At 73.6% G+C, this 15,455-nt stretch carries 12 protein-coding genes and 1 rRNA gene; 7 read left to right on the top strand and 6 right to left on the bottom strand.

Translation table 11 applies throughout. The annotated features are described in order from the left end of the window. Nucleotides 1–43: 43 nt before the first annotated feature. Nucleotides 44–475 carry a hypothetical protein gene (locus ACFWEG_RS16525; RefSeq protein ID WP_387215244.1) on the bottom strand — a complete coding sequence of 144 codons (432 nt, stop codon included), beginning with the start codon at nucleotides 473–475 and terminating at the stop codon, nucleotides 44–46. Between the two features lie 276 nt (nucleotides 476–751). Between ACFWEG_RS16525 and ACFWEG_RS16520 the strand changes: the two genes are divergently transcribed. From ACFWEG_RS16520 to ACFWEG_RS16505, 4 genes are read left to right on the top strand one after another with little or no spacing between them, the layout of a single operon-like run. Further along, the gene (locus ACFWEG_RS16520; protein ID WP_387215241.1) at nucleotides 752–3,586 is read left to right on the top strand and encodes a nitrate- and nitrite sensing domain-containing protein; all 2,835 of its coding nucleotides are present in this window, start codon (nucleotides 752–754) and stop codon (nucleotides 3,584–3,586) included. Further along, entirely contained in the window at nucleotides 3,583–4,032 is a 450-nt protein-coding gene (locus ACFWEG_RS16515) for a roadblock/LC7 domain-containing protein (RefSeq protein ID WP_387215238.1), read from the top strand. The genes ACFWEG_RS16520 and ACFWEG_RS16515 overlap by 4 nt, the downstream gene beginning before the upstream one ends. Nucleotides 4,033–4,037: 5 nt before the next feature. Next, entirely contained in the window at nucleotides 4,038–4,439 is a 402-nt protein-coding gene (locus tag ACFWEG_RS16510) for a DUF742 domain-containing protein (protein WP_387215235.1), read from the top strand. A gap of 41 nt (nucleotides 4,440–4,480) precedes the next feature. Beyond that, nucleotides 4,481–5,086 (top strand): ATP/GTP-binding protein, encoded by a 606-nt coding sequence (locus ACFWEG_RS16505; protein ID WP_387215232.1) that lies wholly within the window; start codon nucleotides 4,481–4,483, stop codon nucleotides 5,084–5,086. 128 nt (nucleotides 5,087–5,214) lie between these two features. Here ACFWEG_RS16505 and glpK read toward each other — a convergent pair whose 3' ends face one another. From glpK to ACFWEG_RS16490, 3 genes are all read right to left on the bottom strand, one after another. After that, complete coding sequence (glpK, locus tag ACFWEG_RS16500) at nucleotides 5,215–6,726, bottom strand: glycerol kinase GlpK (RefSeq protein ID WP_387215230.1); 1,512 nt, start codon at nucleotides 6,724–6,726, stop codon at nucleotides 5,215–5,217. 69 nt (nucleotides 6,727–6,795) lie between these two features. Next, nucleotides 6,796–7,521 (bottom strand): MIP/aquaporin family protein, encoded by a 726-nt coding sequence (locus tag ACFWEG_RS16495; RefSeq protein WP_387215227.1) that lies wholly within the window; start codon nucleotides 7,519–7,521, stop codon nucleotides 6,796–6,798. Between the two features lie 437 nt (nucleotides 7,522–7,958). Beyond that, nucleotides 7,959–9,416, bottom strand: coding sequence for a hypothetical protein (locus ACFWEG_RS16490; RefSeq protein WP_387215224.1), 1,458 nt, complete (start codon nucleotides 9,414–9,416; stop codon nucleotides 7,959–7,961). Nucleotides 9,417–9,594: 178 nt separating this feature from the next. On the opposite strand from ACFWEG_RS16490, the gene ACFWEG_RS16485 reads away from it, so the two are divergent. Beyond that, on the top strand, nucleotides 9,595–11,577 hold the full coding sequence (locus ACFWEG_RS16485) for an acetoacetate--CoA ligase (protein WP_387215221.1): 1,983 nt from the start codon (nucleotides 9,595–9,597) through the stop codon (nucleotides 11,575–11,577). A gap of 79 nt (nucleotides 11,578–11,656) precedes the next feature. Next, nucleotides 11,657–12,607, top strand: coding sequence for a hypothetical protein (locus tag ACFWEG_RS16480; RefSeq protein WP_387215218.1), 951 nt, complete (start codon nucleotides 11,657–11,659; stop codon nucleotides 12,605–12,607). A gap of 92 nt (nucleotides 12,608–12,699) precedes the next feature. On the opposite strand, the gene ptsP is transcribed toward ACFWEG_RS16480, so the two are convergent. Further along, a complete protein-coding gene (gene ptsP / locus ACFWEG_RS16475) occupies nucleotides 12,700–14,370 on the bottom strand; it encodes a phosphoenolpyruvate--protein phosphotransferase (RefSeq protein ID WP_387215215.1) in 1,671 nt (556 codons plus the stop codon). 74 nt (nucleotides 14,371–14,444) lie between these two features. Beyond that, nucleotides 14,445–14,894: a PTS glucose transporter subunit IIA gene (locus ACFWEG_RS16470; RefSeq protein WP_387215212.1), complete on the bottom strand. Its 450-nt coding sequence runs from the start codon at nucleotides 14,892–14,894 to the stop codon at nucleotides 14,445–14,447. A gap of 468 nt (nucleotides 14,895–15,362) precedes the next feature. On the opposite strand from ACFWEG_RS16470, the gene ACFWEG_RS16465 reads away from it, so the two are divergent. Continuing rightward, nucleotides 15,363–15,455: ribosomal RNA gene (locus ACFWEG_RS16465) — 16S ribosomal RNA — on the top strand; the annotation flags it as partial.

Here is a 15,455-nt window from a genome sequence, read left to right as displayed (position 1 = left end):
GGGTCGGCCTCGGGCGTGCGGACGTGAGGGCTCTCCGGGCGGCTCAGGCCTGCGACAGCCGCCGGCCCGCCGGCCGGCGCTCGCGTATCCGCTCGGCGTCCCGATGCGCCGAGCGGGCCGCGTGCCGCGCCTGCCGCCGCTCCCGGCGCAGCCGGCGGGCGGTGCTGCTGGGCACCGACACCACGCCGTGCCGCTGGTTCCACACCTGGCGGGTCACCCACACGTCGAGGACGCTCCAGGTGGCGACCACCGTGCTCGCCACACTGGAGAGGACCACCGGGAACGCGAGCCAGGACCCGGCGAGCGTGCACAGCACGGCCACCATCGCCTGAGCCAGCGTCAGCGCCGTGATGATGACCGCCCGCACCGCCGACCTCCGCACCGGATCCGGCAGCCGCGGCCGTACCGCGGGCTCCTCGACCCACAGCGGGTACGCCCGCCGCTGGTCCCGTGTCCGCCGCTCCTGCGTGTCCATGCCTCTCACACCCCTCGGCCTCGGTCCGGCTCCCCTTTCCCTGCCCCCGGCGCGCGGGTCTACGCCGGTGGCGCTTTCCGTCCCCCGAAGTCAGCTGCGCATCCTGTCAGTTGACGGTGTGTCGGAACCGGACGAAAAACCGGAATGCTCTCGGACATCCCTTCGAGCGCTCCCGCGTCAGTAGTAGGCTCACGCCGTTCATCGATCGCAGAGTTCATCGAAGACGGCCACCGACGCGCGCGACTTCGGGCTGCGGACGTCGGTCAGGGGGAGGCCATGCGCTTTCGCGGGAAGTCCGTCCGCCGGAAGATCGTGGCGCTGCTCCTGGTGCCGCTGCTCCTGCTCACGGCCGTCTGGGGCGTCGCCACCGTCTGGAGCGCACGACAGGCCGTCGACCTGCTGCACGCCGTCGACGTGGTCGAGAAGATCGCCGTCCCGCTCCAGAAGGCCGCCGGCGGCATCCAGCGCGAACGCCGCCAGACGCTCATCCACCTCGCCGACCCGACGGCGTCCGACGCGCTCTCCCAGATGCACGAACGACGCCTGGCCACCGACAAGCTGATCGCCGACATCCGCGCGAACGCCGAGAACCCCGACATCGGCGGCGACATGAACCCGCGCACCCAGAGTCGCCTCAAGTCCGTGATGACCGCGTTCGAGGACATCGCCTCCACCCGCAACGCCGTCGACCAGAACAACGTCACCCGCGGTCAGGCGCTCGGCCTCTACAACGAACTCATCGACCCCTGCTACCAGTTCCTGATGACGATCGGCTCCGTCGACGACGTCGAGCTCGCCAAGCAGGGCCGCGCCCTCATCGGTGCCACCCGGGCCCGCGAGATGCTCGCCCGCGAGGACGCGCTGCTCGCCTCCGCGCTCGTCGCCCGCCGCATCGACTCCACCGACCTGCGCGGCATCTCCGACCTCGTCGCCCAGCGCCGCACGCTCTACGACACGGTCCTCCTCGACCTGCCGGCCGCCGAACGCGCGGACTTCGAGTCGTTCTGGAGCGGCGCCCGCAGCCGCGCCCTGCGGGAGACCGAGGACCGGGTCATCAAGGCGGGCCCCTCGGGGAGCCTGCGCGCCACCAGCGCCGAGCGGTGGGACGAGGCCGTCACCCCCGTCCTCGACGAGATGTCCGAGCTCAACGGCCGGTCCGCCGACCTTTACCAGGAGCGCGTCACTCCGGTCGCCATGGAGGTCTTCTTCACGGCCGCCGCGGCCGGCGTCCTCGGCCTGCTCGCCCTGCTGTTCACCGTCCTCACCTCCGTCCGCATCGGCCGCCGCCTTGTCCGCGACCTGACCGGTCTGCGCCAGGAGGCCCACGAGGCCGCCGACGTCCGGCTCCCCGAGGTGCTGCGGCGGCTCGCCGCCGGCGAACAGGTCGACGTCGAGACCGAGGCGCCGCGACTGGAGTACGGTCCCGGCGAGATCGGCCAGGTCGGACAGGCGCTCAACTCCCTGCAGCGGGCCGCCGTCGAGGGCGCGGTGCGCCAGGCCGACCTGCGGCGGGGCATCTCGGAGGTCTTCGTCAACCTCGCCCGGCGCAGCCAGGTCCTCCTCCACCGCCAGCTCACCCTGCTCGACACGATGGAGCGGCGCACCGAGGACACCGAGGAGCTCGCCGACCTCTTCCGGCTCGACCACCTCACCACCCGGATGCGCCGCCACGCCGAGGGCCTGGTCATCCTCTCCGGCGCGGCCCCCTCCCGGCAGTGGCGCAAGCCCGTCCAGCTCATGGACGTCGTCCGGGCGGCCGTCGCCGAGGTCGAGGACTACGAGCGGGTGGAGGTGCGGCGGCTGCCGCGCATCGCGGTCGGCGGCGGCGCGGTCGCCGACCTCACCCACCTCGTCGCCGAACTCCTCGAGAACGCCACGGTGTTCTCCCCTCCGCACACCGCCGTCCAGGTGGTGGGCGAGCCGGTCGCCAACGGCTTCACCCTGGAGATCCACGACCGCGGTCTCGGCATGGCCCCCGAGTCGCTCCTGGACGCCAACCGGCGGCTGTCGGAGAGCCCCGACCTCGAACTCTCCGAAACCGACCGGCTCGGCCTGTTCGTCGTCAGCCGCCTCGCCCGGCGCCAGGACGTCCGCGTCTCGCTCCAGCCCTCGCCGTACGGCGGGACCACCGCCGTCGTCCTCATCCCCGACGCCCTGCTCACCGAGCCGGGCCCGCGGGACGGCGACTCCGACGGCCGGGGCCTCGCGCTCGACGACACCGGCAGCCACCCGCTGCCCGCCCTCGCCTCCGTCCCCCGCGGCGCCGACGGCCCCGACCGGCGGCCCGCCGACCGGCCGGCGCTCGACGGGCCGGTCGAGATCGAGGCCCCCGTCGGCACCGTGGGGCTCGGCCCCGCCGGCCTCGCCCCGCCGCCCGGCAACGGCGCCGACCACCCCCTCGGCCTCCTGGACGACGAGGACAGCGAACGCGGCAGCATCTTCCGGGCCCGCCGCCGCGCCAAGGACCACCTGCCGCGCAAGAACGGCTTCCTCATGCCGACCTCGCCGGCCCCCGCCCGGCCCACCGGGCCCGTCGCCGCCCGGCCCACCGCCGACGACGGGGCCGAGCAGCACCAGCAGGCCGGCGACCTCCCCGTGCGCACCGCCCGCCCCGCCCGGCCGCAGGGCGGCCCCACCCCGCTGCCGCGCAGGCGCGCCCCGCAACTGGTCGCCCACCACGGTCGGCCGGTGGCCTCCCGCGAGGAGCCGGACGCCGCACCGCGCCCCCCGGACGGCCCCGACGCCGAGGACGCGCGGGCCGAAGGCCCCCGCCTGCCGTCCGCCCGCGGCGGCGGCCTCCCGCGCCGGGTCCGGCAGGCGAGCATCGCCCCCCAGCTGAAGACCGGCCCCGACCACCGCGGCGACCGCCCGCAGGCCGACCCGCCGGAGCCCGCCGACGACCGGGACGCCGACGAGGTCCGCAGCCGGATGGCCTCCCTCCAGCGCGGCTGGCAGCGCGGCCGCGCCGAGAACGAGCAGCACCCGGGGGAGACCGGGCAGGACCGGCCCGCCCCGCCCGGCGCCGACACCCCGCCCGACGGCCTCGCCGTCCGCGGCCGGCCCGGCACCCGACCGACACCGCGAACGACACCCGAGGGGAACGGTCGATGACCGCACCGCACACACCGGCACGACCGGGCGGAACCGCGAACGATTCCGGCGCGGGACTCGACTGGCTCCTCGACGAGCTGGTCGAGCGGGTCGCCGGGATCCGCAAGGCCGTCGTCCTGTCCGGGGACGGCCTGCCCACCGGCGTCTCCCGGGACCTCTCCCGCGAGGACGGCGAGCACCTCGCCGCCGTCGCCTCCGGCTTCCACAGCCTCGCCAAGGGCGTCGGCCGGCACTTCGATGCGGGCCGGGTCCGCCAGACCGTCGTCGAGCTGGAGGAGTCCTTCCTCTTCGTCACCGCCGCCGGCGACGGCAGCTGCCTGGCCGTCCTCGCGGACGCCGACTCCGACGTCGGCCTCGTCGCCTACGAGATGACCCTCCTGGTCAAGCGGGTCGGCGCCCATCTCGGCAGCGCGCCGCGCGCCGACGCGGGCGCCCGAGGGCAGTGAATGCGATGAGCCCCGAAGGCCACGACCCGCCCCTGTGGTTCGACGACGACGCCGGCCCTGTCGTCCGCCCCTACGCCATGACCCGCGGGCGCACCCGCAGCCCGGCGCAGAGCAGGCTCGACCTCATCGCGCTGGTGGTCGTCGAGCCGTACGCCGAGGACACCGGCGTGGTCCTGGACCGCTCGCTGTCCCCGGAGCACGTCGAGATCGTCGAGCTCTGCGACCTGGCCCCGCGGTCCATCGCCGAACTCGCCGCCGGGCTCGACCTGCCGGTCGGGGTGGTCCGGGTCCTCGTCGGCGATCTCGTCGACGACGCGCTGGTGCACGTCACCCGCCCCGTACCCCCCGCGGAGCTGCCCGACGAGAGCATCCTGCGCGACGTGATCAGCGGCCTGCGGGCCCTCTAGCCCGCCGAACACCCCGCGGCCGAACCCGGAAGAGAGAGCCCATGATCATCCGACGCTCCGAGCGCACCGAGCCGGTCGTCGAACCGGTCACCCTCAAGATCCTCGTCGCCGGCGGGTTCGGGGTGGGCAAGACGACACTGGTCGGCGCGGTCAGCGAGATCAGGCCGCTGCGCACCGAGGAGGTCCTCACCGAGGCGGGCCGGCCCCTCGACGACACCAGCGGCGTCGAGGCCAAGAACACCACCACGGTGGCCATGGACTTCGGCCGGATCACCGTCCGCGAGGACCTGGTGCTCTACCTGTTCGGCACCCCGGGGCAGGACCGCTTCTGGTTCCTCTGGGACGAGCTGTCCACCGGCGCGCTCGGCGCGGTCGTCCTCGCCGACACCCGGCGCCTCGAGGACTCGTTCGCCGCGATCGACTACTTCGAGCGGCGCGGCATCTCCTTCGTCGTCGCCGTCAACCGCTTCGACGGCGCCGAGGTCCACGCGACCGACGACGTACGCCAGGCCCTCGACCTCGACGACCACGTGCCGCTCCTGCAGTGCGACGCCCGCGACCGGGGGTCGGCGAAGGAGGTCCTGATCGCCGTCGTCCAGCACGCCATGGCCCGGGCGGCGGCCCGGCGCCACCCGGCGACGACCTGAGCCGGCCACGGCGGACCGCGAGAGGCGCCCCATGAACGCGTCCCGTGCAGGGCGTCCCGTGACGTGCGTTCCGTGAAGTGCGGTCCGCACCCTCGCCGACCGGGGTGCGGACCGCGGCCCGTGACGGCTCAGTCCACCCCGTCCTGCTCCCAGCCGAAGCTCCGCTCGACGGCCCTGCGCCACCGCCCGTACTCCCGCTCGCGGTCCGCCTCGGCCATCGCCGGCGTCCACTCCGCGTCCTTGCGCCAGTGCGCCTTGAGCTCGTCCAGGTCCTGCCACACGCCGGTGGCGAGCCCGGCAGCGTAGGCCGCGCCCAGGCAGGTCGTCTCCGAGATCCGCGGCCGGACGACGGGCACCCCGAGGACGTCGGCCTGGTGCTGCATCAGCAGCCCGTTGACCGTCATCCCGCCGTCGACCTTGAGGGTCGTGATCCGCACCCCGGAGTCCTGGTGCATCGCGTCCACGACCTCCCGCGTCTGCCAGCTGGTCGCCTCCAGGACGGCCCGCGCGAGATGCGCCTTGGTGACGTACCGGGTGAGCCCGGTGACCACCCCGCGGGCGTCCGAGCGCCAGTACGGGGCGAACAGGCCGGAGAACGCCGGCACGATGTACGCGCCGCCGTTGTCCTCGACGCTCGCCGCCAAGGGCTCGATCTCGTCCGCGGTGCGGATGATGCCGAGCTGGTCGCGGAACCACTGGACCAGGGCCCCGGTGATCGCGATCGACCCCTCCAGGCAGTAGACGGGCGCCTCGCCGCCGATCCGGTACCCCACCGTGGTGATCAGGCCGTTCTTCGACGGCACCGGCCGGGTGCCGGTGTTCAGCAGCAGGAAGCTGCCGGTGCCGTAGGTGTTCTTCGCCGTGCCCGTGTCGTAGCAGGCCTGACCGAAGACCGCCGACTGCTGGTCGCCGAGCGCGGCGGCCACCGGGACGCCCTCCAGGACGCCGGTGGCCCGCCCGTAGACCTCCGCCGAGGACCGGATCTCCGGCAGGACCGCCTCCGGCACGTTCATCGCCGAGAGGATCGCGGGATCCCACTGCAGGGTCTCCAGGTTCATCAGCATGGTCCGGCTCGCGTTGGTCACGTCGGTGACGTGCACGCCGCCGTCGACGCCCCCGGTGAGGTTCCAGATCAGCCAGGAGTCGATCGTGCCGAAGGCGATCTCGCCGCGCTCGGCGCGGGTCCGCAGGCCGGGCACGTGGTCCAGCAGCCAGGCCGCCTTCGGCCCGGAGAAGTAGCTGGCGAGCGGAAGCCCGGTGGCGTCCCGGAACCGGTCCTGGCCGTCGGAGCCGCCGAGCTCGCGGCAGAGCGCCGAGGTCCGGGTGTCCTGCCAGACGATCGCGTTGTGCACCGGCTTGCCCGTGGAACGGTCCCAGAGCAGCGTCGTCTCGCGCTGGTTGGTGATGCCGACCGCGCTCAGCTGGTCGGCCCGCAGCCCCGCCGCGGCCAGCGCGCCCGCCACGACGGCCCGCACCTTGGACCAGATCTCCGTCGCGTCGTGCTCCACCCAGCCCGGTTGGGGGAAGATCTGCCGGTGCTCGCGCTGGTCGGCGGCGACGATCGCGCCGGCGTGGTCGAAGATGATGCAGCGACTCGACGTGGTGCCCTGGTCGATCGCCGCGACGAACGTGTCCGGCATTTCCGTCCCCTTGACTCGTCGGATGCGTGTCCGGTCTGTGCGTGGAGGAGGTGCGGTCGAGCACGGGCCTCAGAAGGCCAGGTTGTACAGCAGCCCGGCGAGCGCCCCGCCGAGCAGCGGACCCACCACCGGGATCCAGGCGTAACCCCAGTCCGAGGTCCCCTTGTTGGGGATCGGCAGCAGGGCGTGGACGATCCGCGGCCCGAGGTCGCGCGCCGGGTTGATCGCGTACCCGGTCGGCCCGCCGAGCGAGAGACCGATCCCGACGACCAGCAGGGCGACGATGAGCACCAGCGTGCCCGACTGACCGAGCCCCTCGGTGAGTCCGAACGCCAGGACCGGAAGCACCAGGGCGACGGTCGCGATGACCTCGGTGACGAGGTTGGCGACGGGGTGCCGGATCTCGGGGATCGTGGAGAAGATCCCCAGGGTGGGCTGGGCGGTGGCCTCGTCGCGGTTCGCCCGGAACTGCGCGTAGTAGACGAGGTAGGCCAGCACCGCCCCGATCACCGCGCCGACCAGCTGCCCGAGCACGTAGACCCACACCTGGCCCCACGCGCCGGTGTCGACGGCGATGCCGAGCGTCACCGCCGGGTTGAGGTGGCCGCCGGACAGCGGGGCCGCCGTGTACGCGCCGGCCAGGACCGCGAAGCCCCAGCCGAACGCGATCACGATCCACCCCGAGGCCTTCGCCTTCGAGAAGTTGAGGGTGACGGCCGCGCACACGCCCGCCCCGAACAGGATCAGGATCGCCGTCCCGATGACCTCACCGATGAAAACGTCCGCGTTGCTCATGGCGGCTCCTAGGCCTCGCGCGGGGCCTCGCCCCGGTCCTGGCGTGCAGGGTGCGTTCCCATGACACGTCGGCCGAAGGCAGGCGATACCCGCGCCCGCTCGGCGTCGGTGACGAGCGTGCGTCGCATGCGTCATCGCAGGTACGGGCGGTCCCGGACGGACGTGGGGGCCGGGCGCGGCCGAGGAGTGCGGTACGGCGATGCCGATGGACAGAGCCGAGTGTTCACCGCACGTGACGGAGCGTCAAGGTCGTGGACAGCAATGCCTCGACATCGCCGGTGTGCACCGGAGGCGCGCGTGCGCGGGCCCGCCCGGATCGGCGGCCGGGATCGGAGAACCGCGCGGCCCCCGGACGCGTCCTCGTCGACGAGCGAGCGTCCGGGACCCACGGGGGTGGCCCCGGACGCTCGCCCCTTCGCGGACACGCCGGGCCGAAGTCATGTCGTACAGCGACCCGTTGGCGATTCCCCGCGTCCCCGCACGTGTACGGGCAGCGTCGTCGGTCCGCCGTCACCGTCCAGGACCCGGACCGTACCGTCGACGGTCAACTCGTAGGCGAAAAAACCCGGTTGAGATGCCCTCGCTACCTGCCCGGGCGTCGGCAGCCAGACCTCCACCTCCGGCTCGCCCCCTGCGCCGAGCACCGGGATCGCTGAGCCGGCCCGCGCGAGGACGGGCGTGCGCGACAGCGGGGCGTCGACCGTCACCGGCCCGGGACCGTCGAACACCTCCTCGGTGGCGGTGTCGTACCACCGGCCGGGGGGCAGCCGCACCGTCCGGCGATCCGCGTCCGGCGTCGGCAGCGGGGCGACCAGCAGCGCGTCGCCCAGCAGGAAGGCGTCCTCGCAGTCGCGCAGGGCACGGTCCTCGGGGGCGTCCCACCACAGGGGACGCAGGAGGGGCGCCCCGGTGTGCCGCCCCCGGTCCGACAGGGCGGCGACGTACGGGTGCAGGCGCGTACGGACGGCGTCCGCCGCCGCCTCCCGCAGTGCACCCCAGCCGTAGGCCGGCGGGTCGACCACCGCCCCGCCGGAGTGCCGCGATCCGGTCCCACCCGTGAGCGTCGCCCAGGTCTGGGCGATCCGCGCCGGAGCGCCCACGATCACCCAGCAGCGCAACGGGCCCCCGTCCATGCGCAGTTCACTCACGGCGGGCCGGTCGTGGCCGGATCCGGCCCCCTCCTCGCCCTCCCGCAGGGTGACCCGGCCGTCCGACGCGCAGTCGTGGAAGGACAGGTGCGTGCCCGCGTCGGCCACCACCCACTGCACCGGCGCCGCCGGGACGGCCGAGCCCTCACCCGCGTCCGGCGCGCTCCCCGCGGGCGCGTTCCGCAACCCGTACGTCCCGTCGCGCAGGCGCGGCCCGGGGGCGCCGAGACCGAGGAAACGCGCGTCGGGAGGCAGCTCCGCCCGCTGCGTCCAGCGCGGCGGGACGCCGTCGTCCGCCGCGTCCCACCAGCGCGGCGGCAGCTCGCGGCGCAGCAGCTCGCCACCCGGCGTGCGCACCTCCACGGCGCCCAGCCGGGACACCGTCACCGTCATCCGCTCCGACACCAGCCGCCGGCCCCCGTCGCGGTCCGGCTCCAGCAGGACCCGCGGATCCGGCTCCGGAGGCGGCCCGGCCAGCGCGGACGACGGCAGCGGACCCGCCCCGTCCCAGCCCAAGGACACCACGCCCCCCTCCCGGACCCGCACCTCCAGGCCGGCCCGCGCGAACCGCAGCACCCCGCCCCCCGGCCCGGGCTCGACCCCCACCAGCGGCCCAGGCGTCCTCGCCCGCTCCGCACCCCGCCCGGAGCCGTCCGACGCCCCCGCCCGCCCCCACCGCAGCCTTCCGCGCAGCCCCCGCTCCGCATCGCCCCGTCCCATCGAACGCACCAGGTCACGACCGTTCATGCCGCCCACCCTGCCACCCGGTCCGGCCGCCGACGCCGTCGTTCAACCCCCGTTCACCCGCAGGGCAGGCCACTCTTCACCCGGACCCCGGCGCGGCGACGAGGCCTGGTGCGGAAATCGATCACATGGCATCGTCCCTCACAGCCGCGTCAGGAGTGAGAGTCAGGGAGCCGTCCCCATGTCCGCAGAGCACACCGTCCCCCTCTGGCAGCCGAGCCCGGAGCGCATCGCGGCCGCCCAGATCACCCGCTTCCAGGCCTGGGCCGCCGAACACCACGGCGCCCCCGCCGACGGCGGGTACCCTGCGCTGCACCAGTGGTCCGTCGCCGAGCTCGACACCTTCTGGCAGGCCCTGGCCGAGTGGTTCGACGTCCGGTTCACGACCCCCTACGACGCGGTCGTCGCCGACCGGTCCATGCCCGGCGCGCGCTGGTTCCCCGGCGCCACCCTCAACTACGCCGAGCACGCCCTGCGCAGCGCCGACGACCCGATGCGCGCCCAGGAGGCCGCGCTGCTCCACGTCGACGAGACCGAGGAGATCACCCCCGTCAGCTGGGCCGAGCTCCGCGCCCAGGTCGCAGCCCTCTCCGCCGAGCTGCGCCGGCTCGGCGTCCGGCCCGGCGACCGGGTCGGCGGCTACCTGCCCAACATCCCCCACGCCGCCGTCGCCCTGCTCGCCACCGCCGCCGTCGGCGCCGTGTGGACCTCCTGCGCCCCCGACTTCGGCGCCCGCAGCGTCCTCGACCGGTTCCAGCAGATCGAACCCGTCGTCCTGTTCACCGTCGACGGCTACCGCTACGGCGGCAAGGAGCACGACCGCACCGCCGTCGTCGCCGAACTCCGCGACGAACTCCCCACCCTCCGCGCGGTGGTCCACATCCCCCTGCTCGGCACCGAGGCCCCCGCCGAAGCCCTCGACTGGGCGGACCTCGTCACCGCCGGCGACCCGGACGCCGTGCCCGTCTACGAGCAGGTGCCCTTCGACCACCCGCTGTGGGTGCTCTACTCCTCCGGCACCACCGGACTGCCCAAGGCCATCGTCCAGTCCCAGGGCGGCATCCTCCTCGAACACCTCAAGCAGCTCGGCCTGCACTGCGACCTCGGGCCGCTCGACCGCTTCTTCTGGTACACCTCCACCGGCTGGATGATGTGGAACTTCCTCGTCTCCGGCCTCCTCACCGGCACCACCGTCGTCCTCTACGACGGCAGCCCCGGCTACCCCGACACCGGCGCCCAGTGGCGTATCGCCGACCGCACCGGCGCCACCCTCTTCGGCACCTCCGCCGCGTACGTCATGGCCTGCGCCAAGGCCGACGTCCACCCGGGCCGCGACCACGACCTCTCCCGGGTGCAGTGCGTCGCCACCACCGGCTCCCCGCTCCCGCCGGACGGCTTCCGCTGGCTCCACGACGAGGTCCGCGACGACCTGTGGATCGCCTCCGTCAGCGGCGGCACCGACGTCTGCTCCTGCTTCGCCGGCGCCGTCCCCACCCTCCCCGTCCACATCGGCGAACTCCAGGCCCCCTGCCTCGGCACCGACCTGCAGGCCTGGGACCCCGAGGGCCGACCGCTCGTCGACGAGGTCGGCGAGCTCGTCGTCACCAACCCCATGCCGTCCATGCCGCTCCACTTCTGGAACGACCCCGACGGCACCCGCTACCGCGAGAGCTACTTCGACACCTACCCCGGCGTCTGGCGGCACGGCGACTGGATCACCCTGACCGCGCACGGCTCGGTCGTCATCCACGGCCGCTCCGACTCCACCCTCAACCGCCAGGGCGTCCGGATGGGCTCCGCGGACATCTACGAGGCCGTCGAGCGGCTGCCGGAGATCCGCGAGGCGCTCGTGATCGGCCTGGAGGAACCCGAGGGCGGGTACTGGATGCCGCTCTTCGTCCATCTGGCCGAGGGAGCCGTCCTCGACGACGACCTCCGCGACCGCATCAGGCGGACCATCCGCGCCGAGCTGTCCCCGCGCCACGTCCCGGACGAGATCATCGAGGCGCCCGGCATCCCCCACACCCTCACCGGCAAGCGCATCGAAGTCCCGGTCAAACGACTGCTCCAGGGCGCCCCGCTCGCCAAGGCGGTCAACGCGGGGTCCGTCGACAACCTCGAGCTCTTCCACTTCTACGAGCGCGTGGCGCGCGAACGCCGCTGACCGGAGCCGCGTTCAGGGGCACTGTCAGTGGTCGCGACTACGCTGAGTGAGCAGAGTTCGACAGCGCTCAGGGGGAGTCATGGCAGACCGACAGCGACCCGGGAACGGGACCGGAACCAGCACCGCGACGGCCAGGCGGCGCCTGCGCCGCGAAGTCCCCGGCACCCTCGGCCTCCTGGCCGACGCCGCCGACTTCGCGGCCATGCGCCGCTACCGCAGCTTCGTCTTCGACGACCACGCCGCATACCTCCATCAGGTGGAGGACCTGCTGCGCACCGGCCGCACCGAGGGACTCCACACCTCCGTCGCGCTCTTCGACCCCGAGGAGTACGCCCTCTACTGCGCCGACACCGGCCTCGAACCCGACGCCGCGACCAGCCGCGCCGTCTTCACCGCCTCGCTCGCGTCGACCGGGGCCACCCTCGCCTACGAGGGCCAACCGCTGGCCGAACTCCTGCCTGAACTGGTCGACGAGGCGGTCCGGCAGGCCACCTGGGAGGTCGCCTCCGGCCTGCTCGCCGAGATCGGCGCGTGCGCCGACTGCGGCCAGGACATCGGCCGCGCCCTCCTGGACCGGGCCACCCGCCTTCTCGTCCGCCTCCTCGACGCGGCCGGCCCCGGCCACCACCACCTGGTGTGCAGCGCCCCGGTCGAGGACAGCCACCTGCTCGCCGCGCTGACGGTGGACCGCGCGTCCCACGGGGACCCGCGAGGCTGGGAGGAGGGCGACCGGATCCCCGACGAGGACGAGGCCCTGGAGTTCGCCGCCGTGCTCGCCGTCGCCCTCGCCTCCCGGGGCACGGGAGCGGTGGTGCTCCGCACCCGGCGCCCCGGCCACCCGGACCGCATCCACGGCTGGACGGCCCGCGCCGCCCGACTGCAACCGCTCACCGCCGCCGAGGTCTTCAACGCCTACTGCCACGACCTGGAGACCGGCGACCTGATCGGCCCCGAGTCCGGCGTCGAGTACTGCGCCGGCACCGACCTCCCCGACGCCCCCGACGACCACCGGCACCGAAGGCACGACTGACGCCGTCCAGGGGGAGCAGCACGAAAGGGGCGCCCCACCAGAAGTGGAGCGCCCCTTCCCGACGCTGCGCGAGCCGCGACCGGCTCGTCAGCTCACGCGCCGGTCAGCACGGCCTGCGCGGCCGCGCGGGCGTCCTCCGCCGTGTCCGCGGCCCGGGCCGCCGCGGCAGCCCGCTCGCACTGCGCCAGCGTGAACTTCGCCAGCGTCGACCGCACGTAGGGGATCGAGGCCGCACCCATCGAAAGGCTGGTCACACCGAGCCCCGTCAGCACACACGCGAGCAGCGGGTCCGAGGCCGCCTCGCCGCACACCCCGCAGCTCTTGCCCTCGGCCCGGGCGGCCTCCGCCGACAACGCCACCAGGTCGAGCAGCGCCGGCTGCCACGGGTCCTGCAGCCGGGACACCGCGCCCACCTGCCGGTCCGCGGCGAAGGTGTACTGGGCGAGGTCGTTCGTGCCGAGCGACAGGAACTCGACCTCCTGCAGGATCGAACGCGCCCGGAGCGCGGCGGACGGGATCTCCACCATCGCGCCGAACTTCGCCTGCAGGCCCACCTCACGGCAGGCGTCCGCGAACGCCTTGGCATCCGTGCGGTCGGCCACCATCGGCGCCATGACCTCCAGGTACACCGGCAGCCCCTCGGCCGCCTTGGCGAGCGCCGACAGCTGGGTCCGCAACACCTCCGGGTGGTCCAGGAGACTGCGCAGACCCCGCACCCCGAGCGCCGGGTTCGGCTCGTCCGCCGGCGTCAGGAAGTCCAGCGGCTTGTCCGCACCCGCGTCGAGGACCCGCACCACGACGCGCCCCTCCGGGAACGCCTCCAGGACCGAGCGGTACGCCTCGATCTGCTTGTCCTCCGACGGCGCCTTGGAGCTGTCGTCCAGGAACAGGAACTCCGTCCGGAACAGCCCCACACCCTCGGCGCCCGCCTCGACCGCCGCCGGCACGTCCGAGGGACCGCCGACGTTGGCGAGCAGCGGCACCTTGTGGCCGTCGGACGTCGCCCCGGGCCCGCTCGACGCCGACAGCGCGGCCTTGCGCTCGGCCGCCGCGGCCTGCATCGCCGCCCGCTTCTCCGCGCTCGGGTCGACGAAGATCTCCCCGCTCGCGCCGTCCACCGCCACGACGGTGCCCTCGGCCAGCTCACCGGCCCCCGGCAGCGCCACGACCGCGGGCACCCCGAGCGCCCGCGCCAGGATCGCGCTGTGGCTGGTCGGCCCGCCCTCCTCCGTCACGAAGCCGAGCACCAGCGCCGGATCCAGCAGCGCGGTGTCCGCCGGAGCGAGATCACGGGCGATGAGGACGTACGGCTCGTCGCTGTCCGGAACCCCCGGCATCGGCACACCGAGCAGCCGGGCGACGATGCGGTTGCGCACGTCGTCCAGGTCGGCCACCCGTCCGGCCAGGTACTCGCCCGCGTTCGCGAGCAGCGCACGGTACGCGGCGAAGGCGTCGTAGACCGCCCGCTCCGCCGTGGTGCCCGCGGCGACCCGCCGGTCCACGTCGGACATCAGCTCGGGGTCCTGCGCCATCAGCGCCTGGGCCTCCAGCACCGCCTGCGCCTCGCCGCCCGCGAGGTTGCCGCGCGCGATCAGATCGGCCGACACAGCCTCCACGGCCTGACGGGCGCGCCCCTGTTCGCGCTCCGCCGCCTCCGCGGGGATCTGCTTCGCCGGCGGCTCCAGGACCGCCGTGCCCATGTGCCGAACCTGGCCGATCGCCACACCGTGGCTCACGCCGACGCCTCGCAGCGTTGTCTCCATCTCACCGTCTCCGTTGTGCCGCGGCCCTGTCGGCCGCGAGGGATGTCCTGCCCGTCGCCGCGATGCGGCCGGTGTCAGCTCCAGCCGAACAGCGCGTCGTTGGCCTTGACGTCGCCGCTCTCGACGAGGTCGGAGAGCGACTCGGCGGTCGCCTCGAGCGCCACGACCGGGCAGACGGGGGACTTGCCGGCGGCCTCGACGTCCGCCGGGTTCCACCGCACGACCGCCTGGCCGCGCTCCACGGTGTCGCCCTTGTTCACCAGGAGTTCGAAGCCCTCACCGTTCAGCTGGACGGTGTCGATGCCGAGGTGCGTCAGGACGCCGTGGCCCTGCTCGTCGACCACGACGTAGGCGTGGGGGTGGAGCGACACGACGACGCCGGACACGGGCGCCACCGCCTCGGCGGGCTCGCGCGCGGGGTCGATCGCGGTACCCGGACCCACCATGGCTCCGGAGAACACGGGGTCGGGAACGGCCGCGAGGCCGATGGCCCGTCCGGCGAGAGGGGACGTCACGTTGGTCATGGGGGGCCTCCCAGGGGTGGAGAGTCTTACGAGGAACCGACACCTGTTCGGGACGGCACCACTGGTCAGAAGCGTAAGTCAAAAGAACTCCCGCTTCCGCATGAGCGCGGCCTCGCGGGGCGCGTGCGGAGGGCGCCGCGGCAATCGATTTGCCTAGCCTCCGGAGCCGTTGTATTGTCGTACTCCTGCCCGGCACTCGCCACTCGAGATCATCCCGAGTCGGCCGCCGGATCAGCAGAATCGAAGGGAAAAGCCCGGAGGAAAACCCGATAGGGTGAGTACGAAGGAAGCGTCCGTTCCTTGAGAACTCAACAGCGTGCCAAAAGTCAACGCCAGATATATTGATACCCCGTCTCTTCACACTGTTCGTGTGGAGGGCGAGGTTCCTTTGAAATACACAACAGCGAGGACGCAGTGAACCCCGGTCCTATTCCGACCGGTGGTTCCGCTCCCGTGAGCTGTAAAGCATTCACGGAGAGTTTGATCCTGGCTCAGGACGAACGCTGGCGGCGTGCTTAACACATGCAAGTCGAACGATGAAGCCCTTCGGGGTGGATTAGT

The sequence above is a fragment of the Streptomyces sp. NPDC060194 genome, from assembly GCF_042728285.1.
Lineage (GTDB): Bacteria > Actinomycetota > Actinomycetes > Streptomycetales > Streptomycetaceae > Streptomyces.
This window is presented reverse-complemented; position numbering and strand designations above follow the sequence as displayed.